This window comes from Sporosarcina sp. P20a (assembly GCF_002743175.1).
Lineage (GTDB): Bacteria > Bacillota > Bacilli > Bacillales_A > Planococcaceae > Sporosarcina.
In genome coordinates, this window is sequence record NZ_PDYT01000001.1 from 338,871 (window position 1) to 365,671 (window position 26,801).

The 26,801-nt window shown below is 42.0% G+C and carries 28 protein-coding genes; 25 read left to right on the forward strand and 3 right to left on the reverse strand.

The annotated features are described in order from the left end of the window. Window positions 1-48: 48 nt before the first annotated feature. From deoC to recO, 14 genes are all read left to right on the forward strand, one after another. Complete coding sequence (gene deoC, locus CSV72_RS01705; RefSeq protein WP_099676834.1) at window positions 49-720, forward strand: deoxyribose-phosphate aldolase; 672 nt, start codon at window positions 49-51, stop codon at window positions 718-720. A 145-nt stretch (window positions 721-865) separates the two neighbouring features. Then, window positions 866-1,039, forward strand: a complete 174-nt coding sequence (rpsU, locus tag CSV72_RS01710) for a 30S ribosomal protein S21 (RefSeq protein WP_029054680.1) — start codon at window positions 866-868, stop codon at window positions 1,037-1,039. A gap of 778 nt (window positions 1,040-1,817) precedes the next feature. After that, window positions 1,818-3,152: an NfeD family protein gene (locus CSV72_RS01715; RefSeq protein ID WP_099676835.1), complete on the forward strand. Its 1,335-nt coding sequence runs from the start codon at window positions 1,818-1,820 to the stop codon at window positions 3,150-3,152. Further along, the gene (floA, locus tag CSV72_RS01720; protein WP_099677120.1) at window positions 3,152-4,144 is read left to right on the forward strand and encodes a flotillin-like protein FloA; all 993 of its coding nucleotides are present in this window, start codon (window positions 3,152-3,154) and stop codon (window positions 4,142-4,144) included. The genes CSV72_RS01715 and floA overlap by 1 nt, the downstream gene beginning before the upstream one ends. A gap of 33 nt (window positions 4,145-4,177) precedes the next feature. Next, a complete protein-coding gene (locus CSV72_RS01725; protein WP_099676836.1) occupies window positions 4,178-4,702 on the forward strand; it encodes a hypothetical protein in 525 nt (174 codons plus the stop codon). A gap of 47 nt (window positions 4,703-4,749) precedes the next feature. Then, window positions 4,750-5,007, forward strand: coding sequence for a YabP/YqfC family sporulation protein (locus CSV72_RS01730; protein WP_099634165.1), 258 nt, complete (start codon window positions 4,750-4,752; stop codon window positions 5,005-5,007). Next, on the forward strand, window positions 4,997-6,088 hold the full coding sequence (locus tag CSV72_RS01735) for a sporulation protein YqfD (protein ID WP_158232113.1): 1,092 nt from the start codon (window positions 4,997-4,999) through the stop codon (window positions 6,086-6,088). Before CSV72_RS01730 ends, CSV72_RS01735 begins: the two co-directional genes overlap by 11 nt. Before the next feature lie 5 nt (window positions 6,089-6,093). Continuing rightward, on the forward strand, window positions 6,094-7,056 hold the full coding sequence (locus CSV72_RS01740) for a PhoH family protein (protein WP_199168474.1): 963 nt from the start codon (window positions 6,094-6,096) through the stop codon (window positions 7,054-7,056). 80 nt (window positions 7,057-7,136) lie between these two features. Next, window positions 7,137-9,254 carry an HD family phosphohydrolase gene (locus CSV72_RS01745; RefSeq protein WP_099676838.1) on the forward strand — a complete coding sequence of 706 codons (2,118 nt, stop codon included), beginning with the start codon at window positions 7,137-7,139 and terminating at the stop codon, window positions 9,252-9,254. A gap of 15 nt (window positions 9,255-9,269) precedes the next feature. Continuing rightward, the gene (gene ybeY, locus CSV72_RS01750) at window positions 9,270-9,743 is read left to right on the forward strand and encodes an rRNA maturation RNase YbeY (protein ID WP_099634162.1); all 474 of its coding nucleotides are present in this window, start codon (window positions 9,270-9,272) and stop codon (window positions 9,741-9,743) included. Window positions 9,744-9,747: 4 nt separating this feature from the next. After that, on the forward strand, window positions 9,748-10,098 hold the full coding sequence (locus CSV72_RS01755) for a diacylglycerol kinase family protein (protein WP_099676839.1): 351 nt from the start codon (window positions 9,748-9,750) through the stop codon (window positions 10,096-10,098). Between the two features lie 28 nt (window positions 10,099-10,126). Beyond that, window positions 10,127-10,540, forward strand: coding sequence for a cytidine deaminase (locus CSV72_RS01760; RefSeq protein WP_099676840.1), 414 nt, complete (start codon window positions 10,127-10,129; stop codon window positions 10,538-10,540). Next, on the forward strand, window positions 10,521-11,429 hold the full coding sequence (era, locus tag CSV72_RS01765) for a GTPase Era (protein WP_099634159.1): 909 nt from the start codon (window positions 10,521-10,523) through the stop codon (window positions 11,427-11,429). The genes CSV72_RS01760 and era overlap by 20 nt, the downstream gene beginning before the upstream one ends. Before the next feature lie 30 nt (window positions 11,430-11,459). Then, window positions 11,460-12,254 (forward strand): DNA repair protein RecO, encoded by a 795-nt coding sequence (gene recO, locus CSV72_RS01770; protein ID WP_099676841.1) that lies wholly within the window; start codon window positions 11,460-11,462, stop codon window positions 12,252-12,254. Between the two features lie 28 nt (window positions 12,255-12,282). Here recO and CSV72_RS01775 read toward each other — a convergent pair whose 3' ends face one another. Beyond that, window positions 12,283-13,662: a glycine--tRNA ligase gene (locus CSV72_RS01775; RefSeq protein ID WP_099676842.1), complete on the reverse strand. Its 1,380-nt coding sequence runs from the start codon at window positions 13,660-13,662 to the stop codon at window positions 12,283-12,285. A 316-nt stretch (window positions 13,663-13,978) separates the two neighbouring features. On the opposite strand from CSV72_RS01775, the gene ccpN reads away from it, so the two are divergent. The 9 genes from ccpN (at window position 13,979) to CSV72_RS01820 (ending at window position 22,961) form a co-directional block, all read left to right on the forward strand. Further along, complete coding sequence (gene ccpN / locus CSV72_RS01780; protein WP_099634156.1) at window positions 13,979-14,617, forward strand: transcriptional regulator CcpN; 639 nt, start codon at window positions 13,979-13,981, stop codon at window positions 14,615-14,617. Window positions 14,618-14,628: 11 nt separating this feature from the next. Continuing rightward, the gene (locus CSV72_RS01785) at window positions 14,629-15,447 is read left to right on the forward strand and encodes a pyruvate, water dikinase regulatory protein (protein WP_099676843.1); all 819 of its coding nucleotides are present in this window, start codon (window positions 14,629-14,631) and stop codon (window positions 15,445-15,447) included. A 167-nt stretch (window positions 15,448-15,614) separates the two neighbouring features. Continuing rightward, entirely contained in the window at window positions 15,615-17,423 is a 1,809-nt protein-coding gene (dnaG, locus tag CSV72_RS01790) for a DNA primase (RefSeq protein WP_099676844.1), read from the forward strand. Window positions 17,424-17,438: 15 nt separating this feature from the next. Next, entirely contained in the window at window positions 17,439-18,608 is a 1,170-nt protein-coding gene (gene rpoD, locus CSV72_RS01795; protein ID WP_099634153.1) for an RNA polymerase sigma factor RpoD, read from the forward strand. A gap of 80 nt (window positions 18,609-18,688) precedes the next feature. Further along, complete coding sequence (locus tag CSV72_RS01800; protein ID WP_099676845.1) at window positions 18,689-19,255, forward strand: hypothetical protein; 567 nt, start codon at window positions 18,689-18,691, stop codon at window positions 19,253-19,255. Window positions 19,256-19,372: 117 nt separating this feature from the next. Continuing rightward, on the forward strand, window positions 19,373-20,512 hold the full coding sequence (locus CSV72_RS01805) for an acyl-CoA dehydrogenase family protein (RefSeq protein WP_099677121.1): 1,140 nt from the start codon (window positions 19,373-19,375) through the stop codon (window positions 20,510-20,512). Between the two features lie 138 nt (window positions 20,513-20,650). Further along, window positions 20,651-21,028: a cytochrome c550 gene (cccA, locus tag CSV72_RS01810; RefSeq protein ID WP_099676846.1), complete on the forward strand. Its 378-nt coding sequence runs from the start codon at window positions 20,651-20,653 to the stop codon at window positions 21,026-21,028. A gap of 117 nt (window positions 21,029-21,145) precedes the next feature. Beyond that, window positions 21,146-21,853, forward strand: coding sequence for a tRNA (adenine(22)-N(1))-methyltransferase (locus tag CSV72_RS01815; protein WP_099676847.1), 708 nt, complete (start codon window positions 21,146-21,148; stop codon window positions 21,851-21,853). Continuing rightward, window positions 21,840-22,961: a Nif3-like dinuclear metal center hexameric protein gene (locus tag CSV72_RS01820; protein WP_099676848.1), complete on the forward strand. Its 1,122-nt coding sequence runs from the start codon at window positions 21,840-21,842 to the stop codon at window positions 22,959-22,961. The genes CSV72_RS01815 and CSV72_RS01820 overlap by 14 nt, the downstream gene beginning before the upstream one ends. Before the next feature lie 38 nt (window positions 22,962-22,999). On the opposite strand, the gene CSV72_RS01825 is transcribed toward CSV72_RS01820, so the two are convergent. Together CSV72_RS01825 and vrrA are read right to left on the reverse strand one after the other, a co-directional pair. Beyond that, window positions 23,000-23,965: a 4-hydroxy-3-methylbut-2-enyl diphosphate reductase gene (locus CSV72_RS01825; RefSeq protein ID WP_099676849.1), complete on the reverse strand. Its 966-nt coding sequence runs from the start codon at window positions 23,963-23,965 to the stop codon at window positions 23,000-23,002. Window positions 23,966-24,034: 69 nt separating this feature from the next. After that, a complete protein-coding gene (gene vrrA / locus CSV72_RS01830; RefSeq protein ID WP_158232114.1) occupies window positions 24,035-24,346 on the reverse strand; it encodes a VrrA/YqfQ family protein in 312 nt (103 codons plus the stop codon). A 247-nt stretch (window positions 24,347-24,593) separates the two neighbouring features. Here vrrA and CSV72_RS01835 point away from each other — a divergent pair, with 247 nt between their 5' ends. Together CSV72_RS01835 and CSV72_RS01840 are read left to right on the forward strand one after the other, a co-directional pair. After that, window positions 24,594-25,889: a DEAD/DEAH box helicase gene (locus CSV72_RS01835; RefSeq protein WP_099676851.1), complete on the forward strand. Its 1,296-nt coding sequence runs from the start codon at window positions 24,594-24,596 to the stop codon at window positions 25,887-25,889. Further along, entirely contained in the window at window positions 25,886-26,788 is a 903-nt protein-coding gene (locus CSV72_RS01840; protein ID WP_199170033.1) for a deoxyribonuclease IV, read from the forward strand. The genes CSV72_RS01835 and CSV72_RS01840 overlap by 4 nt, the downstream gene beginning before the upstream one ends. Window positions 26,789-26,801 lie beyond the last annotated feature (13 nt).

The window sequence follows — 26,801 nt, forward strand, 5'->3', positions numbered from 1 at the left end:
AAGCTTTGTTATACTGAAAAAAACGATATGTAAAAAGGAGCGCTTTCATTGACTACAAACTATGCCGCTTATATTGATCATACGTTGTTAAAGGCAGAAGCAACTAAACAGCAGGTACACGAATTATGTGAAGAGGCTAAAAAATATTCTTTCGCCTCAGTTTGTATTAATCCGACTTGGGTTAAAACGGCGGCAGAAGCTTTACAAGGCACGGAAGTAAAAGTATGCACCGTGATCGGCTTCCCTTTAGGCGCAAGTACATCCGAAGTTAAAGCTTTTGAGGCTAAAGACGCGATTGCAAACGGTGCCACAGAAGTAGATATGGTCATCAACATTGGTGCATTACAAAGTGGGCTTCTTGAGCAAGTGCAAAATGATATCGAAGCCGTCGTAGAAGCAGCAAAAGATCAAGCTTTAGTAAAAGTAATCATTGAAACATCATTGCTCGATGATATCCAAAAACGCACAGCATGTGAACTGGCGGTACTCGCAGGAGCGGACTTCGTCAAAACATCGACTGGATTCTCCACTGGCGGAGCTACTCCGGAAGACGTGAAGCTGATGCGTGCGGTAGTAGGTCCAGCAATTGGTGTGAAGGCAAGTGGTGGTGTTCGCAGTGCTGAAGACGTAGATCGCATGATTGAATCGGGCGCAACACGTATCGGTGCGAGTTCAGGTGTTGCAATTATGCAAGGTCTCTCATCGTCGTCTGATTATTGATCACTTTTTAAAAAGTAATTCATAAAATTTATCATGATATTCTAATAGTTTTTATTGACCAAACCGAATATATACGTTATAATTTTATAGTACATAGCAAAGTGCTATGTTTCGAAGTGTGTGTTTGGAGGGAGGGACAAGAGATATGACTAAGACAGTCGTTCGCAAAAATGAATCACTTGAAGACGCTCTTCGCCGCTTCAAACGTACTGTATCCAAGAGTGGTACAATACAAGAGAGTAGAAAGCGTGAATTCTATGATAAGCCAAGTGTTAAACGTAAAAAGAAATCAGAAGCTGCACGTAAGCGCAAGTTCTAATTTCTGCCTACATTGAATTTTGATATTACCTACTAATGTAATTTCTTATAAACCGAAAATCCTTCACTGGATTTTCGGTTTATTTTATTGTGTGGAACTTTAATTTCATTCTAAACAGAGTATTTGACGGGTGCTAGTTTCGGGAAGTAGTGCATGAGTGTGAATTAGTTGATAGGAAGTAGTTGGCGAAGGCCTAGGGGGGGGATTGGCACTTCGGAGGGGACGCTTTCCTGAGGGTTCGCGGCGAGCTGATCCTCTGGGAGTCGCCCCTCCTACGCGCCAATCCCTTGCAATGTAAAGGGATGACACTTTTGTTGTGCATTGAAGTTATGTTTATAATCTATTTTAAACTTGAACTTAAATAAGTTTATGCACAAAAATAATTCACACACTAGCTTCAATGAATATTCTAAGTATCTCCACTCAATAAGTAAGATGGAAGCGGAAGCTGGCGGCGAAGTGCAAAGATGTGCTCCTAACGCTTCGTTTTTACTCGCAAAAGCCGTTCTACGTTACGGCTCTTCCCGCAGGCCCATGGGAAAGCGTCCGCCAGCTGGAGCTTCCATCCCCTCATAGACACTAATTCAACCCTCACCCTCTATAACTTTAAACAAGGCTTCAACTATTCTGCTCATTTTTATCCATATATAATCCATATACTAACAAGCTAGGTCACACAGAAAGAAAAACTTTTATTTAATTGCAATTAAATGAAACCAAATGCTTCTTCAAACGTAAATAGTAAGTATAATAGGCAGTAGAGAGAGGTGAGAACATAATGTCTAAAATGATTAGGTCCGTTTTTCTGCTCATTTTATTCATCGGTACAATCGCATTGCCTTTTATACACTCAGACGCAGCTGAAACAAAAGTATATCAAGTACCCCTTCATCAAGAAGTAGAAAAGGGGCTGCATGCCTTCCTACAGCGTTCATTTAAAGAAGCTAAAACTGAAGGCGCAGAGACGATTGTGTTGGATATAGACACTCCTGGAGGCTTTGTAGACGCTGCTGATCAAATCGCAAAGCTGATGAAAACAACTGACGATGTAAAAATCGTCGCATTCATCAATGATCGTGCGCTATCTGCTGGAGCTTTCCTCGCACTTTATGCAGATGAAATCTACATGACACCAAACGGTTCTATTGGAGCTGCACAAGTCATCGATGGATCTGGAAATGCAGCAGAGACGAAAGCCAATAGTTACTGGTTGGCACAAATGAAAAATGCCGCAAAGCACTCAGGCCGTGATCCGCAATATGCATTGGCGATGGCTAATCCTGAAATTGATCTGCCGGACTTACGTGCACAGAAAGGGGAACTTCTGACACTCACTGCTGACGAAGCCGAAAAGGTAGGGTACAGTGAAGGGACAGTGGCTTCATTTGACGAGTTACTGAAGAAGCTGGACTTGGAAGATGCACAAGTCATCTCTACAGCGGAAACGTTTACAGAGAAAATGGCTCGATTCATCACCAACCCAGTCGTTGTACCGATTTTACTTTCCGTTGCAAGTCTTGGACTGATTGTAGAATTATATTCACCAGGCTTTGGTGTACCGGGAAGCATGGGGCTTACAGCTCTATTCTTATTCTTCTACGGACACACAGTAGCAGGTCTAGCAGGTTATGAGACATTGTTATTATTCCTGCTCGGTGTAGCGCTTATTATTGCCGAATTCTTTGTTGCAGGAGGGATAGCTGGTATCTTCGGGGTCTTGGCTATCATAGGAAGTATTTTACTGGCAGGCACAAACTTGGCATTCATGGCAGTTTCGGTGCTAATTGCGATAGCCGTAGCATTGATAGGAGCAGTGGTTATTATGAAATTCTTCGGTAAAAAACTTCATCTATTGAATAAAATCATTTTAATGGATACGATGGATACGGAAAGCGGTTACGTTTCCAACAAAAATCGTAATGAGTTATTGCAGAAGGTGGCAACAACAATTACTCCACTTTATCCATCTGGTGTCGCTGAAGTAGATGGCGAACGCATCGATGTAGTATCAGAAGGTCGTTACATCGAAAGTGGCAAAAAAGTAGTGATTGTAGCAGTAGAAGGTTTTAGAATCGTAGTAAGAGAGAAGAAAGAGGAGGAACAAGGCTTATGATGGGACTAGGAACAATCGGGCTGGTAGCAGCAGTCTTTATTATCATCATCGTACTGGCGATATTCTTTACATTCGTTCCAGTAACGCTATGGATTTCCGCTATTGCGGCAGGCGTTCGAGTAAGTATCTTCACATTAATCGGTATGCGTTTACGTCGGGTTATCCCTAGTAGAGTAGTTAACCCGTTGATCAAAGCACATAAAGCGGGTCTAAGTGTATCAATCAACCAACTGGAAAGTCATTACCTAGCAGGTGGTAACGTAGACCGTGTTGTCAATGCGTTAATCGCTGCGCAACGTGCGAATATCGAGTTGACGTTCGAAAGAGCACAGGCAATCGATTTAGCAGGACGTGACGTATTAGAAGCAGTTCAAATGTCCGTTAACCCGAAAGTAATCGAGACACCATTTATTGCAGGTGTTGCGATGAACGGTATCGAAGTAAAGGCAAAAGCGCGTATTACAGTTCGTGCAAACATCGACCGCCTTGTCGGTGGTGCGGGTGAAGAAACAGTTGTTGCCCGTGTTGGTGAAGGTATCGTATCTACAATCGGTTCTTCTATCAGTCACGCGAAAGTACTAGAAAATCCAGATTTGATTTCCCAAACGGTTCTGAAAAAAGGTTTGGACTCAGGTACAGCGTTTGAAATTCTCTCAATTGATATTGCCGACGTGGATATCGGTAAAAATATCGGTGCGGAACTTCAGACTGAACAAGCAATGGCAGATAAAAACATTGCCCAAGCAAAAGCAGAAGAACGTCGTGCAATGGCTGTTGCTAATGAACAAGAGATGAAGGCGAAAACTCAAGAGATGCGCTCGAAAGTTGTGGGTGCAGAAGCCGAAGTGCCTTTAGCTATGGCTGAAGCTTTGCGTTCAGGAAATATTGGAATCATGGATTATATGAATTATAAAAATATCCAAGCAGATACAAGCATGCGGGATTCTATCAGCAAAACAGGTTCGGATCAACAACCAAAGAAAGACCAATAATAACAAGATGAATTCCCGGGAAGGGGATGCATAATGGAACAACTGATAATTTTGGTCATTATGCTGGCTCTGGGATCTTTATTCGGTAAAAAGAAAGACCAAGAGAAACCAGATCAACAACCGAAGCGACCGCCTAGTCAGCAATGGCCAGCACAACCAACTCAACGTCAAATGAATCAGAGAGAACCTCAACGTACCAATGCAGCTCCTGTAGAGAAGCCGCGTTCGTTGAAGGAATTATCTAGAAACCTATTTGAGGATATTCAAAAGGAATTCCAAGATCTCCAACAAGAAACGAAACAACCTGAACAGCCTGTCAAGACGCAGGCGCCTCAGTCTGAAGTCTTCTATGCAGAGCCTAAGAAGCCGGCTAAACCCTCTTCTACGCCACGTCCGGAGCGTCAAGCAGGCAGGGGTAGACTGCATGGTGAGAAGCAGTCCATCATGTTGGAGGATGAACAAATCTTGCAGGAAGACTTGGTTCCAAGAACACCTCAGCAAATCATGCAAGGGATTGTCTATGCAGAAATTTTAGGTCCACCAAAATCAAAACGGTAATCATGCCGCCCCCTGTCTTTTCATAGGATGAGACAGGGGGTTTTTTCATGAAAAAATTATTCGCACTTCATCCATCCATTATTCTAGATGAATTCAACTCATTGCGGATTACTGGCAACTATCGCTTGCTCGCATTAAGCGAACAATCCGTATCCTTTCAAACGAATGACTATGTCATGACTGTCAAAGGGGAAGATGTAACGGTTCTAATGCTGACTGAACAACACGCCCACATATCGATTGATGAACTACAGGAAGTGACGGTGCGTTTTACGCCTGAAGATGGAAATAGTTATGAGTCCTAAACGATTTGAAGTGCAGGTGAAAGATGTTCGTAACGGTTCTGTTTTTCTAAGTAGATTACAGAGAGAGCATGTCAAGATCAGCAGCTTGTATGTCTCTGGAAGTGCTATGTTTTTTGAAACGGACACAAAGGGAATTAAAGTTATCCGCCGTTACAGAAGAAAATACCGTGTGAAAGTACAAATCAGGCGTAGAGGCATGGACACTGTTCAGCATCGACTATTCGCATCTTTGTTATTCTTAATCGTCTGTTTCATTCCACTAGTGGCCTCGCTGTTTCTGTGGAATATCACAGTGGAAAGTGATATTCCGGAAATTGCGCAACGGATGGAAACAAAGATGCAGAAAGCACAAATTACTGCGCCCTCTTTATTATCCAAATTACCGGAAGAGGATGAAATTCGTCGGCTACTTATGCAAGATGAACCTTCTCTTTCCTGGATCCGGTTCTCAAAGACAGGTACTTCGTTAACTGTTTCACCGATGCTTGCGCCATTGTCGACCGAAGTGGAGGAAGAAGTGAAAGAGAAGCCATCTCATCTAGTAGCGAAAACTGGGGGAGTAATCACACGCTTTGCATTAACAAGAGGGGAAAGAGCGAGTATCATTCATCAAACGGTAAAGAAAGGTGATATGCTGGCAACGGGTATTCTTGAACAGGGTGAAAAAACGACAGTGGTAGGGGCGGATGGGGAAGTATTTGCTGATTATTGGTTAGAATGTCATTTTGAATTACCGCGGACAATTAGTTATTCGATTCAGGGAGAAGAAAATCTCCATATCAGTTGGCAAAAGCCATGGATAGGTAACCAGATGAAAAATATAGGTTTTAGAAATCCTATTATTATGGATAGGACGAAAGAAAATCACATTCAGGAAGTGTTTTTGAAAAAAGGAATGGAAGAGACCATCATCTTGCCACTGATTAAGTACGATTTATTGTCAAAGAAAACAAATGAGCGCATAATTAAAGAAGAAAACATTTTACATGTATCCTTCACTAATGATAAAGTGAGTGGGACTATACTATTTTTACTTAATGAAAATATTGCTGAAAAACGACCTATAACTCAAGGAGACTGAAAACATTGAGCGAACATTTACTTCAACTTCATATTGAAGAACCGAATGAAGCGATAATGCTTCTTGGCATTTCCGATCAGAACATGAATTTGATCGAAGAAGAATTGAAAGTTTCAATCCACACTAGAGGAGAAAATATCTCGATCAGTGGAGCCGAAGAACAAGCAGAGGTAGCGAAAACTTTGCTCGAGCAGTTACTGAAAGTTATACGTAAAGGCATTAATATCAATTTACGCGATGTAGCAACGGCGATTGAAATGGCGAAAAATGGCACGATTGAATATTTTTCTTCTTTATACGAAGAAGAAATTGCACGCAATACAAAAGGGAAAGTTATTCGTGCAAAGACAATCGGACAAAGAGAATACGTCCAGGCAATTCGTTCAAGAGATCTAGTATTTTGTATAGGACCTGCCGGTACAGGAAAGACGTATCTCGCTGTCGTGATGGCGGTGCAGGCAATGAAAACGGGTTCAGTAAAGCGAATTGTGTTGACTCGACCTGCTGTTGAAGCTGGAGAGAGCTTAGGGTTCCTTCCAGGCGACTTGAAAGAAAAAGTTGACCCTTATCTTCGACCTCTTTACGACGCGCTACACGACGTGCTAGGAGCCGAACATACAGAGCGTCTTATGGAGCGTGGCGTCATCGAAATTGCACCACTTGCGTATATGCGCGGTAGAACGCTTGATGATGCATTCGTTATTTTGGATGAAGCTCAAAATACAACGAAAGCTCAGATGAAAATGTTTCTGACTCGTCTCGGATTTGGATCGAAAATGGTCATCACAGGTGATAAAACGCAAATTGATTTACCTCGCGGTGTGGATTCCGGTCTAAATGTTGCGGAACACATTTTGAAGAACGTACAGGATATCCAATTCATGTATTTGGAACAAGGTGATGTAGTCCGACATCCAATAGTAGCGAAGATCATTGATGCATATGAGAAAGAGCAGTCAACTAATTAATTGACTGCTTTTTTTTGAATGAGGAATATACATAGTTAATCCATCATGTGAAGAACATTTGCTGAAAAGGAGGCAACTGCATGATAGCTTTAAAGGAACTATTTTCACAGCTAAGAAAAGTGAAATTTACATTTCTTTTGCTTCTTGTCGTCTCTCTTTCTAGTATCCCATTGTTTTTTCTGATGCATGGTAGTACGCAAAACGAAACGTACGAAATTTCGGCTTTTGAAATTTCGCCGAAAACCATACGATCTCCTAAAACAATAGAAGATATAGAGAAAACTGAACTTGAACGTGTACGGGCGGAACAGGCGGTACCTAATTCTTATCGTTTCTCAGAGGATATAATGAAAAATCGCCAAGCTATCCTCGGTTCAATCTTTACTGCTGTAAGTGATGTCAAAGTCGAAGCAAAAGAAGATCCTGACATGACTTCGGGTGATAAAATGAAGTTACTTCAAAAGAAGTTGGAAGGTCTAGAAAAAGAGCAGACATTTTTACCTGTTACAGATGATCAACTTCAACAGTTACTTTCGGCTGAACAAGGTGATCTGAATAATTTGCATGAATTACTGACGCTTGTAGTGGGAAGAGAATTATCGAAGCCGTTTAAAGCTGAGCAGGTGCCAATGCATCGCTATGAGGTGGAGCGCAGAATTCGGGAAACAAATACATTGCCGAGAGATTTGCTTGAAGTGGGACTATCCCTCGGGCGAATGGCAGTAGTGGAAACGGAAATAATCGATGAAGAATTGACTGTCAAAAATCAGACGGATGCGCGAGCTTCAGTTGAAGCAATTCGTATTTTACAAGGACAAGTCATCGTGCGTGAAGGACAGTTAATCGATCGTGATGTGTATCACCAACTGAAGCTTTCTGGGGTCCTCAATAATCAATCTTCATTTAAACCGACGCTCGGCATTATCCTGTTTATTTTGTTTGTATCCGGTCTGATTGCTATACACTTCGGCAAGTCCAAGAGAGATGAGACGTTCAAAAAGAAAGCACTTGTTATTTTCTATATCATTTTATTGTTAGCTGTCATATTAATGAAAATTGTCAGCTACATTGATCTTGAGTTTGATGTCCTCATTGCATTTTTATTTCCGACGGCACTTGTACCGATGTTGATTAAGTTATTGATCAATGAGCGATCAGCAGTACTAGCGACGATTATTACTTCTGCAACAGCTGGCATCATGTTGCAAGAAGGCTTGGCTGCCATCATGCAAATGGAAGTAGCGCTGTATATTTTATTCGGTGGGATTGTTAGTGTTTATTTACTGAGTGAACATGGAAGACGCTCAACCATTCTGCAGACGAGTCTTGGCGTTGCAGGATCGAACATTATGTTCATCATATTTTATTTATTGATGACACAGACTAGTTATACAACGCCAGAGTTGATTTTCTATGCCGTGGCGGCCATCTCATCAGGCTTGTTGTCTGGAGCTTTGACGATGGGCTTATTGCCGTTCTTCGAGTCGAGTTTTCACTTACTTTCCAATATGCGTTTAGTGGAACTTTCGAACCCTAATCATCCGTTACTAAAGAAAATATTAGTGGAGACACCAGGTACTTATCATCACAGCATTATGGTTGCGAATCTAGCAGATGCGGCGTGTGAAGCAATCGGAGCCAATGGATTACTAGCGCGTGTCGGTAGTTATTATCATGATATCGGGAAGACTATACATCCAGGTTTCTTTATTGAAAATCAACATAATGGCCGTAATCTGCATGATGCACTGACACCTGAGAAAAGTCGTGATATGATTATAGCCCACGCGGAAGACGGAGCGAAAATTTTAGAGAAACACCGTATGCCCAAAGAACTAATAGCCATTGCTAGACAACACCATGGAACGAGTAGCGTCAGATTCTTTTATCTGAAAGCGAAAGAAACGAATCCTGATGTGAAGGAAGAAGATTTCCGCTATCCTGGCCCGAAACCGCAAACGAAAGAAAATGCAGTGATCATGATTGCGGACAGTGTGGAAGCAGCTGTGCGCGCGATGAAAGAACCGACACCTGGAAAAATTGCTACACTCGTCAATGCAATTGTACGTGGGAAAGTAGAGGACGATCAATTTGATGAATGTGATTTGTCGTTAAAAGAAATAAAACTAGTGAAACAAGCAATTAATGAAACGTTAAAGGGGATCTTCCATAATCGTATCGAATATCCCGATAAGTAAAGGAGTAGAGCTACTATGATAGACTTTTATTTCGAAGATGAAACTGAAATCGTGGAACCGAGTTCGGAGACATTGATCAAGGATTTGCTGACTCATGCGTCTATAATGGAGAAAATGGAAGGTTTGTATGAGTTGTCTATTACGTTTATGGATGATGAATCCATCCAAGCAGTGAATGCTGAGTACAGAGGCAAAGACCGTCCAACTGATGTTATTTCATTTGCGCTAGAAGAATTATCTGAAGGAGAAGTGGCGATTGTTCATGAAAGCGATATGCCAATTGTTCTAGGGGATATAGTTATTTCCATTGACACTGCAAAACGTCAGGCTATTGAATACAATCACTCATTTGAGCGGGAGCTCGGGTTTCTTGCATTGCACGGTTTCTTGCATTTACTCGGATATGATCATCTCGATGAAGAAGAAGAACGCGAGATGTTCGGCAGACAGACAGAGATTTTAACTGCATTCGGTCTGGATCGGCAGTGAGTCTATGAAGAAGTTCTTGAAATCATTCATCAATGCTTGGGAAGGTATTAAGGACGGCTTTAGGCAAGGTCGGAATATGAAGTCTCACGGTTTATCAGCGATAATCGTGTTGATTGCAGGCTGGTTCACCGGTCTTTCCCAAATAGAATGGATGATCATTTTTATCGTCATTGCAGGTGTGATCGCGCTCGAATTAATGAATACAGCAGTGGAATACGTTGTGGATCTTGTCACATCGGAATTTCATCCGCTAGCTAAAAAAGCAAAAGATATTGCAGCCGGATCAGTTTTCGTATTCGCCATAGCCAGTGCGATCATCGGCTGTATAATTTTCTTTCCAAAATGGTTTGGATAATAAGATCAAATGAAGAGGTGGTAATTAGATGCAAGTAGAACAATTAATGAATGAAGCAAAGCAAGCAATGAAGAAGGCTTACGTACCCTATTCGAAATTTCCGGTAGGTGCTGCATTAGAGGCCGAAGACGGTACTATTTATCGTGGATGCAATATTGAAAACTCCGCGTATGGATTAACCAATTGCGCAGAGAGAACAGCTATTTTCAAAGCTGTATCTGAAGGTGTCACATCGTTCAAGTCGATCACAGTAATTGGTGATACAGACGGTCCAATCGCGCCATGCGGTTCTTGCCGCCAAGTCATCGCGGAATTTTGTGCGCCGGACATGCCTGTGTACTTGACGAACTTAAAAGGTCAAATACAAGAAACAACAGTAGACCAGCTATTGCCGGGTGCTTTTTCCAAGGAGGATTTAGATTATGCAGAAGAACAACTTTAAGTCAGGCTTTATTTCCATCATCGGACGTCCAAATGTGGGGAAATCTACATTCATCAACCGTATGGTCGGTCAAAAAATCGCGATTATGAGCGATAAGCCGCAAACAACACGAAACAAAGTGCAGGGAATCGTCACAACTGATTCATCTCAGATGATTTTCATTGATACACCGGGTGTCCACAAACCGAAACACCGTCTGGGCGACTTCATGTTGAAAGTGACACGCAGCACGTTAAGCGAAGTCGACGTCATCATGTTCATGGTCAATGCGGATGAGAAAATCGGTACAGGAGATCGTTTCATTATGGAATGGCTCGCTAAATCCGAGACACCTGTATTTTTGGTCATCAATAAAATAGACCTTGTGCATCCCGACACGTTATTTGAGATTATTACGTCGTATACAAACGAAATGAAGTTCACTGAAGTGATTCCTATTTCTGCACTGAACGGTAATAATATCGAACGTCTGGTGGAAGTGATTGAAAGTTATTTGAATGAAGGACCGCAGTTTTATGATGCGGAACAAGTGACGGATCACCCAGAGCGTTTCATCGTATCTGAAATGATCCGTGAAAAAGTATTGCATACGACACGTGAAGAGATACCACACTCCATTGCAGTAGCGATTGAAAGTATGGAGCAAGATCCTGAAACACATAAAATGCATATCCGCGCGACTATCATCGTAGAACGCGATTCGCAAAAAGGCATCGTCATCGGTAAAGGCGGCAAGTTGCTGAAGGAAGTCGGCGTGAAAGCGAGAAAAGACATCGAAATGCTTCTTGGTGAGAAAGTCTATTTAGAGCTATGGGTGAAAGTCCAAAAAGACTGGCGTAACCGTCCAAGCCGTTTGAAAGAATTTGGATTTAACGAGGAAGACTACTAAGCGGTCTGTCCTGCTGAAGGGGAGAGCGCGTTGCTGAATAAGTTGGAAGGCTTTATTATCAAAAGTATCCCTTACGGAGAATCCAATAAAATCGTGACGATCTATACGAAAGAAGCGGGGAAGATCACGACGATGGCGAGAGGTGCGAAAAAACCTGCAAGTCGCTTAGCTGCTATTACACAAACCTTCACTCACGGCTATTTTCTTGTTCGTGCAAGTAGAGGCATGGGGTCGCTGGAGCAAGGTGAACTCATCAGCAGTGTACGCCACATTCGCTCTGATCTAGAGACGACGGCATATGCTGGGTTGATTGTAGAATTGCTTGATCGCCTCACAGAATCCGAACAGCCGAATGCAAGCATATTTCGTTTGCTTGATGAGTCATTTAACGCTATGGAAGAAGGCTATGACGCAGAAGCCATTTCACTGTTCGTTCAGTGGAAGATGCTACCAGTTGCGGGCATACATCCTATACTCCATGAGTGTGCAAGTTGCGGCGCTACGGAAGGCGAATTTGCTTTTTCTTTCCAACAGATAGGTTTTCTCTGTCATCGCTGCTTTCACGTGGATCCGTACATCATTCGTTTGTCGCCTACACAAATTAAATTGATCCGAATGTTTTACAATGTTCCGCTCGATCAGATTGGTAAGCTGACATTGAAGAAACCAACGAAGACATTTATGGCGAAGCTTGTGTCAACGATTTATCAGGAGCAAACTGGGATTTTTCTAAAATCTAGGAAGTTCATTGAACAACTGGAACGTACACCTGAATTGCAAAAACCAAAAGAGCAAACTAAAGAAAGCCCAGAAGAGGATGGCTGATGCCAACTTCTTCTGGGCTTTTCTATAATTAAAATTGTAAATGCTTTTGGATATATGCTGTAACGTCTGCAATTGGCATACGTTCTTGCTCCATGGAATCACGGTGACGAACAGTTACTTGCTGGTCTTCCAGTGAATCGAAGTCAAATGTAATACAGAATGGAGTTCCGATTTCATCTTGACGACGGTAACGACGACCGATGGATTGGGAATCATCATATTGTACTGGGAAATGCTTTGAAAGCTCTGCATATACTTTCTGTGCATCATCCGCTAGTTTTTTGGATAATGGAAGTACGGCTGCTTTGATAGGCGCAAGTGCTGGGTGGAAACGAAGAACAGTACGTGTATCGCCGTCTTCAAGTTCCTCCGTATCGAATGCATCACACAAGAATGCCAACGTTACGCGGTCCGCACCAACGGAAGGTTCGATACAGTACGGTACGTATTTTTCATTCGTGATTGGATCTTGGTAGTGGAAGTCTTCGCCTGAATATTCCATATGACGCTTCAAATCGAAGTCCGTACGGTTCGCGATGCCCCATAGCTCTCCCCAACCAAATGGGAATTTGTATTCGATATCCACAGTTCCTTTAGAATAGTGGGATAGTTCATCTTCATTGTGCTCGCGAAGACGGATATTATCTTTCTTCAAACCAAGGTTCAATAGCAATCCTTCTGACTGGTCAATCCAGTACTTATACCATTGCTCATCTTCGCCAGGCTTACAGAAGAATTCAAGTTCCATTTGTTCGAATTCACGCGTACGGAATGTGAAGTTACCCGGTGTGATTTCGTTACGGAAACTTTTCCCTACTTGTGCAATACCAAAAGGTACTTTCTTTCTCATAGAGCGTTGAACATTTTTGAAGTTCACGAAGATCCCTTGTGCCGTTTCTGGACGTAAGAAAATTTCGTTAGCAGAGGAATCAGTTACTCCTTGGCTTGTTTTGAACATTAAGTTGAATTGACGGATTTCTGTATATTCCAACGCGCTACATGTAGGACATTTGATTTCATGTTCTTGAATCAAATCGAACATTTTATCAAACGGTAGGCCATCAACGACCATTTCAATTCCTTTTGCATCCAATGCTTCTTCAATTAATTTATCTGCACGGTGACGGGTATTACATTTTTTACAGTCGATCATCGGGTCATTGAAGTTTCCAATATGACCAGATGCTTCCCAAACTTTCGGGTTCATCAAGATCGCGGAATCAAGACCTACGTTATAAGGTGATTCCTGAATAAATTTCTGCCACCAAGCGCGCTTGATGTTGTTTTTTAGTTCGACACCTAGTGGACCGTAATCCCAAGTGTTCGCCAAACCACCATAAATATCAGACCCTGGGAATACAAATCCTCGTTGTTTTGAAAGATTGACTACTTGTTCCATAGATAACATTCTAAACGCCTCCAATTAAAATAAGCACACGTCTCCGGACATAAAATCATGTCCGGGGACGAGTGCATGATAACCCGCGGTTCCACCCCGATTGGTTTTTCAACCCACTTTCATAATGAACGTTTCAACTCCCGGCTGCCGTTTTCGTGTAAGTACAGGCTTTCACTATCCCTGTTCGCTCATAATATACACTACTTATTGACCGTTCTACGTTTACTTCATTCAAAATTAGTTTAGCATGCTTCTCCTTTCTTCGCAATAGCGAGCGTGTTGATATATAATTAGTAAGTAAATACAACTTTGAAGTCTGAAGGCGGTGACATGTTTGGAATTAAATACACGTCAGAATGAAATCCTCGACATCGTCAAAGGAAACGGTCCGATTACAGGAGAGCAAATTGCTGAACGTTTGCATTTGGCGCGCGCTACGATAAGGCCGGATCTAGCAATCTTGACGATGGCTGGGTTTTTGGATGCACGACCGCGTGTAGGTTATTTCTATTCTGGCAAGAAACCTATCAAATCCGTCGCGGATGGTATGGTGGACATGATTGTAGGCAATTATCAATCGAGACCAGTCGTCATCACTGAAAATCTATCTGTATATGACGCGATTTGCCAGCTGTTTTTAGAAGATGTAGGTACACTATTCGTAGTGGACCAGCAGTCATTATTGACAGGTGTTGTGTCACGTAAGGATTTGCTGAGAACGAGCATTGGAAGAACAGAATTAGAAAAGATACCCGTGCATGTCATTATGACAAGAATGCCGAATGTCACATATTGCAAAAAAGAAGATACACTCATTTCTGTTGCCAAAAAAATGATGGATAGCCAAATCGATTCATTACCTATCGTTCAAGAGCGTGAAAACGGACTTGAAGTAATGGGGCGGGTGACGAAAACAAATATTACTGCCGCTTTTCTTTCATTAGTGGAAGATCAAGATGTATAAGGAGTGACTGCATGACAAAATTCACATTATTCATTGTCTCGGATTCTGTCGGAGAAACTGCAGGTCTTGTGACGAAAGCAGCCGCAAGTCAGTTTCGTCACGATTTAGAGACCGTTTCGATAAAAAGGTTTTCCTATATAGAAGAGAATTCGCAATTAGAGGAAATTGTGTTCTTGGCAAAGCAACAGCAAGCACTGATTGTCTTTACATTGGTCAAAACCCAAATGAGAGAGCAGTTACATCTACTTTGTGAAGAATTGAGTGTACCTTCCGTAGACTTACTCGGGCCAGTGATTGAGAAGATGGGAGACCAATTAAAACAACAACCATTTGAAGAGCCTGGTCTGGTCAGGAAATTGGATGATGACTATTTTAAGAAAATTGAAGCAATCGAGTTTGCAGTTCGCTATGATGATGGAAGAGATACACGTGGCATATTGGAAGCGGACATGGTGTTAATAGGTGTTTCGCGAACATCTAAAACACCGTTATCACAATTTCTTGCGAATAAAGGTTATAAAGTGGCTAACGTACCGCTCATGCCAGAAGTAGACCCACCGTCAGAACTTTTTTCTATTGATCCTGCAAAGTGCTTCGGCCTATGTATATCCGTTGAGCAATTGAATTCGATCCGGAAATCCCGCTTGGAGACATTAGGCTTGAAAGATGATGCAAACTATGCGAAAATAGCACGTATTCAACAAGAGATAGACTATTTCAATGAAATTACAACGCGTGTCGGTTGTGACGTCATTGATGTGACGAATCGTGCGGTAGAAGAGACAGCCAATACGATTCTTAAAGCATTTTTAGCAAGGAAGGCCAACTGAACGAACTAGTTGGGTCTTCTTTTTTCTGTGTGTCTCCACTCGGCTAACATGTCATAAATGTGACAAAAATGCAGATACTGAAAATAATTATAGCGAAAATTGTCGATAAAGAAGGGTTTTTGTAAAACGTCTAGAATTTATGTATATAGAGTGGAAATGGTGATAGAATGACAAGAATATCTGACGATACAATTGAGGAAATTCGTTCAGGAACCGACATTGTTGATTTGATCAGCGAATATGTCCAATTAGCAAAAAGAGGTAAAAACTGGTTTGGACTTTGCCCATTCCATGAAGAAGGTAGTCCGTCTTTCTCTGTTTCCGAAGACAAGCAGCTCTTCCATTGTTTTGGTTGCGGCGCAAGCGGTAATGCCATCACGTTTATGATGGATATGGAAAACCGGTCATTCATCGACTCAATCGTCAAATTGGGCAGTCGAATGGGATTGGAGTTGGAGAGTTCCCAGACAGACAACCAATCGTCAAAATCCTCATCTAATCAAAAGATGCTGAAAGCCTATACACTGGCAGCTAACTTTTATAGCCATCTGCTCTTAAACACCATAGAAGGCGAAAAAGCATTAGAATATCTAGAAAAAAGAGGATTTACGCGTGACGAGATAGAACAGTATGAAATAGGATGGTCTCCCGTTCAGTCAGATGCCTTATCGGCACTACTAAAGAGACAAGGTTTTGATATGAAGGAAATGGAAACGGCAGGACTTTGTTTCCATAAAGAAGATGGCTCAGGTTATTTTGACCGTTTCAGGGGAAGGATCATGTTTCCGATTCAGGATGATAATGGTGCAACCATCGCATTCTCCGGCAGAAGGTTGGAGGATTCTTCTTCTGACGCTAAATATATCAATAGTCCGGAAACACCCGTCTTTGAAAAGAGTAAGGTTTTGTTTAATTTTCACCGTGCGCGTCTTAATGTTCGAAAAACGGGTAAAGTAGTACTATTCGAAGGTTTCATGGACACGATTGCAGCAGATCGTGGCGGAATAGGAAATACGGTGGCTGTTATGGGTACTGCATTATCCGCGCATCATATCGTGAAATTGAAGCGAATGGCAAAAAAGATAGTCATTTGCTGTGATGGTGACTCAGCTGGCTGGGGGGCTGCCAAACGATTTGCCGACCAACTAATGGATAGCGGAATGGATGTACTGGTTGCCACATTGCCTGATAAAATGGATCCTGATGACTATATTGGTCAACATGGTTCAGAAGTATTTTCAGAAAAGGTGCTTGATCCAGCGTTATCCTATATTTCTTTCGTAGCGGCCTACTATAGAAGAGATAAGAATTTATCCGTTGATCATGACATCAAGCAATACGTACACGAAGTATTTGACGAACTGGCTCACCGTTGTTCTCCTATCGAGAAAGATTTATTGATCCAGCAACTCCACAATGAAACACATGCTTCAAAAGAATCACTTGGTCAAGAATTCACCAAGTCGATTGCAAAAAAGGCGAAACAATCGCGAGATACAAGTCCTGATGAAAGCAGAACCGTACATGTTACGAGAGCCCCGGCGAATCGTGCAGAAACAGACCGTGCGGAACAATTACTTCTTGCGCACCTACTGATGGACGCAGATCTATTCGAGGAAAAACGACTGGAACTTCAAGATTTATTTGTAAGAGATGACGTCATTAAAATTTTCTTTAAGTTAGCAGCGTTTTATGAGCAATATGATTTGCCAAACTATCAGCGGTTTGCAGAAACGTTAGAAGACCGGCAACTGAAGAAAGTCGTCATGGAAGCCATCTTAACTGAACGTTCACAGGAGCATACCACACAAGAAGTAAATGACTGTATCCGTCATTTAAAAAGAAATCAAATTAAACGTCTAATTGATCAAAAAAGGCACGAATCTAATGAAGCAGAAAAAAGGAACGACCTACTTAAAGCAATGGAGTTGGCCTCGGAAGTAATCCAGCTTGTGAGATCGTTAAAGGTTCTGTAAGGAGGTATAGTCACTATGACAAAAGAAGAACAAACGGGAGAAGTAGAAATGACTCTTGAAGAAGCAAAAGCGGCTATTATTGAAGCAGGTAAAAAAACAGGTGAACTAACACTAGAGGATGTAACAGAAAAACTAGCATCCTTCGAAATGGAACCTGAACAATTTGAAGAATTTCTTGATCAGATTGAAGCGCAAGAAATCGAAATGGATAGAAAAGAAGAAGCAGATCCCAAAGCTGAAAAAGAAGAGCAATTTGATTTAAATGATTTAAGTGTACCACCTGGCGTCAGAATCAACGATCCGGTCCGTATGTATTTGAAAGAAATAGGACGAGTAGATTTATTGACGGGTAAAGAAGAGGTAGACTTGGCGATTCGGATTATTGATGGTTTGGCTGCTGAAGCCGAGCTTGAGGAAACAGGAAAAATGACTCCTAAAATAGATGCAACTATTATTCGTGGGGAGAATGCCAAAAAGAAATTGGCTGAAGCGAACTTACGTTTAGTTGTCAGTATCGCAAAACGCTATGTCGGTCGCGGTATGTTATTCTTAGATTTGATTCAAGAAGGAAACATGGGCTTAATTAAAGCGGTTGAGAAATTTGACCATACGAAAGGCTTTAAATTCAGTACGTACGCAACTTGGTGGATCCGTCAGGCAATCACACGTGCAATTGCGGACCAGGCACGTACAATTCGTATTCCTGTGCATATGGTGGAAACGATCAATAAATTAATTCGTGTCCAGCGTCAATTGCTACAGGATTTAGGACGAGAGCCTTCTCCTGAAGAAATCGGAGAAGAAATGGATTTAACTCCGGAAAAAGTTCGTGAAATCTTGAAGATCGCTCAAGAGCCGGTATCGTTGGAAACGCCAATTGGTGAAGAAGATGACTCCCATTTAGGCGATTTTATCGAAGACTCGGAAGCGCAGTCTCCTTCAGACCATGCAGCATATGAATTGTTGAAGGAACAGCTTGAAGATGTTTTAGATACGTTAACAGATCGTGAAGAAAATGTATTGCGTTTACGTTTTGGTCTTGATGATGGTCGTACGCGTACGCTTGAAGAAGTAGGCAAAGTATTCGGTGTTACGCGTGAGCGTATTCGTCAGATCGAAGCAAAAGCTCTTAGAAAGTTACGCCACCCATCACGCAGCAAACGACTAAAGGACTTCTTAGAATAATAAGTGCATCGGCTTGATAGAGCCGATGCTTTTTATTCTTTAGTAAAAAATAGAAGATTGATACTATTGGAGGAGAAAGGATGGCTATAGATAAGAAACAGATCATCATTTCTGAAATCCGGTATTGGAAAGCCAATAAACTACTTCCTGAACATTATTGCGATTTCCTGATTACGTTGTATGCGCAAGGAGAAGATCCTGATGAAGTGGCCGAGAAAGAATCTTCCACACTTCAAATTGAACGCAAAAAGTTACGGATTAAACAATTTATGATTTTGCTCATCAGCTTGTTGCTTGCAGGTGTAGCATCAGTTGCTATGTTCGTGCTGACAGAATACCCCATCGCTACATTGACTGTTGCTGCTGTATTGGCCATAATTTTCCTAACGCTCGTATTTGGAAAAACGTTCATCAAGAAAGGTTTTGCACCATTTCTATACATATCGATGGCATTTCTTTTATTAATGATGTCATTGAAGATTTGGACTGCATTTTTTGATGGGGATACGACATTATTGATCGGACTCCTCGTATTAAACTGCGGTTTATGGTTATTTACTGGAAGAGTATTAAAGTTATTATACTTCACTATTTCAGGCTCTCTAGGTCTATTGACAGTAGTCGCATTTTTAATATTATCTATATAATCGGACGGAATGCAATGGGTGTATTGCTATATTCCGTCCGTTTTCTATATGCTATAATGTAAGGGCTTACAATTTTATCGGAAATAGAATTGTATAAGTGGAGAGAGGATGATCATGATGAACTTTGATTTAACTCAAGAACAACAAATGGTGAAAAAACTGATGAGAGACTTTGCAAATGAAGAAGTAGCACCAGGTGCAGTAGATCGTGATCGCTCAGGGGAGTTCCCAGCGGAGATTTTTAAAAAGCTTTCAGAAATGGGTATGATGGGCTTACCATTTCCCGAGAAATACGGTGGGGGTGGAGCAGATACGATTAGTTTTGCCATAGTGACAGAAGAATTGAGTCGTGCATGTGCGTCGACGGGTATTACCTATTCCGCTCATATTTCACTAGGTGGGGCGCCTCTAAACTTATTTGGAACAGAAGAGCAAAAGCAGAAGTATCTCACGCCGATCTGTACTGGCGAATCATTTGGTGCTTTCGGTTTGACCGAGCCTAATGCTGGATCTGACGCTGGTGGAACAGAGACGTCTGCCATCCTTTCTGAAGGTCAGTATACAATCAATGGCTCAAAGGTCTATATCACCAATGCAAGCTATGCTAAACACCTAGCATTGACTGCTGTGACGGGTCGTGAAGATGGCAAGAAAGAAATTAGCGCAATTATCGTACCGACCACATCAAAAGGTTTTAAAATAATCGATAACTATGAAAAAATGGGCCTGCATGCTTCCAATACTACAGAATTATTGCTTGAAGATGTAGTAGTTCCAGAAGAGAATCTACTTGGCGAGACGGGTAAAGGGTTTCAGCAGTTCCTGGTAACACTTGACGGCGGTCGTATCGGTATCGGTGCTATGGCAGTAGGTATTGCACAGGCGGCTTACGAGCGAGCTTTGAAGTATTCAAAGGAACGCAAGCAATTCGGAAGAACATTATCATCTTTCCAAATTACACAATTCAAACTGGCGGATATGGCGATGAAGATCGAACTCGCACGGACTTTGGTTTATAAAGCGGCATGGCTAAAAGATCAAGGCAGAAAGTTTACAAAAGAAGCATCGATGTGTAAATTATATGCTTCAGAAATAGCGATGGAAGTTGCCAATGAAGCGATTCAAATACACGGTGGCTATGGCTATATGCGTGAATATGAGGTCGAGCGTTATTTACGTGATGCCAAACTTCTTGAAATTGGAGAAGGCACTTCAGAAGTCCAGCGAATGGTCATTGCTAGACAACTAGGTTGTTGACCTGCGAATTATGGCGATTCTGTCACAAAAGACGAAAAGTCACTCGATAACACTTTCAGTTTTCTTATAGATACAGTACAATGTTAAGTGTATACTGTATCTTTTACAGAATAGATTCTGGTGAAGGAGGGTAATCCAATGAATAAAAATCCTATTGTACCATTTTTTCTGATTTTCGCGCTCGGAATTGGACTGATTTTCTTCATGTCACTTTATGGTCTAGATCAAAAAGAAGAAATTGCTGGAGCTAATGAAGAAGGCACAGAGCAAGGAACTGAAGAAGAAAGTGCAAACACTGGCGAATTTGACGCAGAAGCTGTTGCTCAGCAGAAGTGTATTAGTTGTCATGGTGATGGCTTAACTGGCGGAATGGGGCCAGCTCTAAATAGCTCACTTGATGCAAAAGAAGTACATGATGCAATCAAAAACGGTGTTGCTGGAACTGCAATGCCAGCTGGACTAGTTCCAGATGAGAACATAGATGAAATGGTTGATTACATTTTATCATTAGACTGATTGTCTACTTAATTTAAAGAGCCAGTAAACCAGGGTAACTCTCGGTTTACTGGCTCTTTTGCATTGCATGAAATGAGTAGCGATTATACAATAGAGGAAAATGAAAGGCGGGGAACCATGAATACCAATCAATTATCGGAACGTCTGGCAATGGTAGCCAGTTTTGTTCCGAACGATACTGTGCTTGCGGATATTGGTAGTGATCATGCCTATCTACCGTGCTATTTAATGAATAAAGGAAAGATACGTAAAGCCATTGCAGGAGAAGTAGTGACAGGTCCCTTTGAAGCGGCGACGCGCAATGTAGATCTGAATGGTTTTGCGGACCGTATTGAAGTGCGCTTAGCAAATGGTTTGCAGGCGATAGAAGACGCTGACAACGTCGAGACAGTAACAATCGCAGGAATGGGTGGGACATTGATTACATCGATCCTCGAAGCGGGTAAGGACCGTTTAACGCATGTACAACGAATCATCGTACAACCCAATCTGCACGCGATCGCGATTCGGGAATGGGCTGTAGCGAATGGATTTTGCATTGTAGATGAAGAGATTTTGCTAGAAGACAGTAAAATTTATGAAGTCCTTGTACTTGAAAGAGGAGCGGCTGATTACTCAACAACCGATTTACTTGTCGGGCCAGTTTTGCGCCGTAAACAATCTAACGTATTCCGAGCGAAGTGGGAGCGAGAGATGCTTGAATGGCAGCGGGTCATAAAAGCTCTTGATCACGCAGAACAAACGGAAGAAATTAAGGGCAAAAAAGCAAATTTACAAGAAAATATAGAATTAGTCAGGAAGGTGTTAGCACATGAAGAAAAGTAATGGACATCAGATCATTGAACTATTTGAAAAGTGGTCACCGAAGCGGCTTGCATTTGAAGGGGATCCGGTTGGACTGCACATCGGCCAATTGAATCGTCCTGTAGATAAAGTTCTTGTTACGCTTGATGTCAACGAACAAGTGATTGATGAAGCAGTTGAAAATGGGGCCACTCTTGTGATTGCACACCACCCCCCATTGTTCCGTCCTGTAAAATCCATTCTGACAGATACACCTCAAGGGAAAATGATTGAGAAATGTATTAAACATAATATTGCGGTCTACGCTGCGCATACCAATCTTGATATTGCCGAAGGTGGTGTCAATGATATGTTAGCGGAACGTCTTGGTATACAGCAGACGGAGCCGATTGATATTACAGACTCTGAGTACTTGATGAAACTGGCAGTATACTGTCCTTTAGAAAATGCGGATGTATTGCGTCAGAAATTGGCAAGTGCAGGAGCGGGTGCGATTGGTGATTACCAGGCATGCAGTTTTAGCTCACAAGGCACTGGTCGATTCACACCGGTTGTTGGAGCAAATCCGACAATTGGAGAAGTTGGGGAACCGACACAAGTGGATGAAGAGCGAATTGAAGTCGTGTTCGCGGAGAGTCAGCAGGCTACAGTCATCAAAGCAATGTTTGTTGCGCATCCCTATGAAGAACCGGCATTTGATTTAGTCAAGATGCAGCAGAAAACGAATGAGCAAGGAATTGGGCGTATTGGACAACTTGCAGAAGAGTTGACGTTGAAGGAATTTGCACAGCATGTGAAAGATGTATTTGGAGTTCCAGCATTACGTTTCGTAGGTGATCCACAGACGAAAATTCATAAAGTGGCGGTTCTTGGCGGAGATGGAAATAAATATATTGCAGCTGCCAAGAGAAAAGGGGCCGATGTACTCGTGACAGGAGATATGTATTATCATGTGGCGCAAGATGCGCAAGCGCTTGATCTTGCCATTGTAGACCCTGGTCATAATATTGAAAAAATTATGATTGCTGGCGTTGCAAATAAAATGACAGACCTTTGTCAAAAAAATAAATTAGCTGTTGAATTTATTGAATCTAACGTCATTACTGAGCCTTTTCAATTCCTATCATAAACAAAACCGTCGAGCACACTCGACGGTTTTTCTTATACTTATGGTTCGATCCGGATTACAGGCGTTGGATTCTTGACTTTCGGCAAGATTTTCTCAAGCTTAAACTTTCTTTCCGGATGATGTGTTGTAGGATCATCTTGATTAAATTCATTCAAGAACGCAATAACTTCCCTAACAATTATGGTAGGTGTAGAAGCACCTGCTGTGACCGCTACTGTCTCAATGTCCATAAGCCATGCAGGGTCGATTTCTGAAACGTCTGAGACGCGGTATGAAGGTGTGTTTGCGATTTCTACAGATACTTGCGTTAAACGGTTGGAGTTATTACTTTTCGGATCTCCAACGACAATCAGCAACTCTGCTTCACCTGCTTGTTCTGCTACAGCTTCTTGGCGAACTTGTGTAGCCAGACAAATTTCTTGGTGTACTTCGATGTGAGGGAATTTACGTTCCAATTCTTCCATGAGATGTGCAACGTCCCATTGACTCATCGTAGTTTGATTTGTAACCAATAATTTGTCATTGCTAATGTCTAGATTTTCAATGTCTTCAAGACGCTCAATTAAATGGACAGAATCCGGGGCAACACCAATTGCGCCTTCAGGTTCTGGGTGATGCTTCTTGCCGATATAAAGGATGTCATAGCCTTCTGCTACTTTCTCTTCAATTAAATAGTGTGTTACAGAAACGTCGGGACATGTTGCATCAATGGCAACTAATCCTTTTTCTTTCGCTAATTGGCGAACTTCAGGAGAAACACCGTGTGCCGTGTAGATTACAGTTCCCTTATCCACTTTACGTAAAATTTCTAGGCGATTTTCCCCGTCCAACGTAATGATCCCGTCTTCTTCAAAAGCATCTGTGACGTGTTTGTTGTGGACGATCATGCCTAATATATAAATGGGTCTCGGCAGGGTAGGATCTAGCGCAGCATTCCTCGCAATGACCATCGCATCAACTACACCATAACAATAACCTCTTGGTGATATCTTGAGTACTTTCATTTAATCCACTCCACTCCTCTACTAACTTCTCTTTCATTATAGCGGAGATTCGTGAACGATTCAAAGAGTTCAGAAGGGCGGTTGAAAAATCCTCGGCATAGATGGCTGATTAGTGGCTTGGGAAGGTCTAGAATTGGGCGTTTGCGGACTACTTGGACGTGGTGCAGAAGAGGCTGTCGGTGCGTCCGGCATAGATTGTACCCCTTTATATAACCTCCACATGGCAGGTAAATTTTGGACAAGTGGCGCAAACTGCTGCACTAATGGTGCGAATTGTTGAGCAGTATTGAAAAAACGATTTGCTGTTTGCATGTATTGATCAGCCCGTGAAGGACCGGTTTCTTGCATACCTGCCTGCTGTTGTGGAGCACCGCCACGCATATCCCTAGGGTTCCTGGAATTTCCCTGCATGCCTTGAGGGAAAGGCATGGGCGCTCTTTGTTGAATAGGCGGAGTGGCGGGTGTCATCCTAGGCTGAGGCGGCTGATTGCTGAACGGATAAAATGATTGATATCTCATCACGAACTCCTTTCTAATTTTTTAGTTGTTTCCCCTATATCCTATGCGAAAAAAACCACTGATGGCACCGAATCATGGTACAATAAGAATTATCTAGAGGAGGAACGATATGTCTAAATTTACTGATTACCAATTCAAACCGTTTTTGAGGGAAGCTATTCAAAAATTAGGGTTTGAAGAACCAACACCGATCCAAAAAGAAATCATTCCATTGATCATGAAAAACACAAGTGCAATTGGACAAGCCCATACAGGAACAGGGAAATCCCATAGTTTCCTAATTCCACTTGTTGAAAAACTTAAGCCAGAGCAGGACGAACTGCAAACGGTCATTACAGCACCGACACGTGAGTTAGCGGTTCAACTGCATAATGAACTGAAAAAGCTAATCGATGGAACGGATATCAAAAGTGCAATCTTGATTGGCGGTACAGATAAAAAACGCTCTGCTGAACGATTAAAGAGCACACCGCACATCATCGTCGGTACACCAGGACGTATCCAAGATATGTCGGAAACCGGCGCATTATCGATCCACACAGCCACTCAGCTAGTCATTGATGAAGCAGATCTTGCATTTGATATGGGCTTCATTGAAGACATTGATAAGTTTGCTTCAAGAATGCCGGAGAAGATTAGCATGTATGTATTCTCTGCAACGATTCCTGAAAAACTGAAGCCATTCTTGTCGAAGTATATGAACTCACCCGTTCATGTCCGGATGGATGATAAGAAACCGTTAACTGAGAATATGCATTATTCATTAGTTCCTGTAAGAAGTATGGATAAAAACAAGAAACTACTACACGTGATGGATGCCCTCCAGCCGTATCTAGCGATTATTTTCATGAACACAAAGCAAAACGCTGATCGTTTGGCTACCTATTTAGCGGAGCACGGGCATAAGCCTGGAAAAATCCACGGTGATTTGACGCCACGCGAACGTACACGTGTTATGAAGCAAGTGCGGGATCTAGAGTATCAATACATCGTGGCGACTGATCTGGCAGCAAGAGGGATTGATATTCCGGGTGTCAGTCACGTCATTAACTTTGAATTACCAGATGATCTGGAATTCTTTGTTCACCGCGTAGGACGTACTGCACGTGCAGGAATGCAAGGTCATGCGATTACGTTGTATGAACCGTCCGATGAAGATGCAATTAATCAAATTGAGAAGCTTGGCATTCCTTTCGTTCACGAAGATGTTAAAAATGGTGAATGGATTGAAGTGAAAGAGCGTCAAGCACGTAAGAAACGCGTACGTGAGGTAGATGAACTTGATAAAAAAGCAGATTCCTATATTCGTAAGCCAGATAAAGTGAAGCCAGGCTACAAGAAGAAGATGGCAGAACAAAAAGAGAACTTTAAAAAGAGACAAAGGAGAATAAAGAAGAAATCATGACACAACACGATATCCTTCTAGGTTCTCACGTATCCATGAGTGGTAAAAAGATGCTACTTGGCTCAAGTGAAGAAGCTCTAAGCTATGGAGCCAATACATTCATGATCTATACGGGAGCGCCTCAGAACACGAGACGTAAACCAATTGAAGAATTGAATATCGAAAGCGGTACACAAAGTATGGAAGAAAACGGTCAATCAAATCTCGTCATCCATGCGCCGTACATTATTAATCTTGCGAACACTACGAAGCCTGAAACGTTCCGCTTAGGCGTAGACTTTTTGCAACAGGAGATCCAGCGCACTGAAGCGTTTGGTGCTAACCAAATTGTCCTCCATCCAGGTGCTCACGTGGGCGCAGGGGCGGAAGTAGGTATCGAGAAAATAATTGAAGGCTTGAATGAAGTGTTATCTGAAGACGCGAATGTTCGCATCGCACTTGAAACGATGGCTGGTAAAGGAACAGAGTGTGGTAGAAGTTTTGATGAGATCGCCAAGATCATCGACGGTGTGAAGCATAACGAACGTCTATCCGTTTGTTTTGATACATGCCACGTTCATGATGCAGGCTATGATATTGTCAATGATTTCTCAGGTGTCTTAGATCAATTTAACAATATTGTTGGACTAGATCGGATTTCCGTCATTCATGTTAACGACAGCAAGAACATTTGTGGTGCTGGAAAAGACCGTCACGAAAATATTGGCATGGGACATATCGGCTTCGAACCATTGGCGTATATCGTTCATCATCCAGCATTTAAAGACGTCCCAAAAATCTTGGAAACGCCATTTATCGGAACAGATAAAGCAAATAAAAAAGCCCCTTATGCAGTGGAGATTGACATGTTGAAAAATCATCAATTCACTCCTGCTCGATTAGAAGAATTGCATAACTGAAGACTTTAAGCGT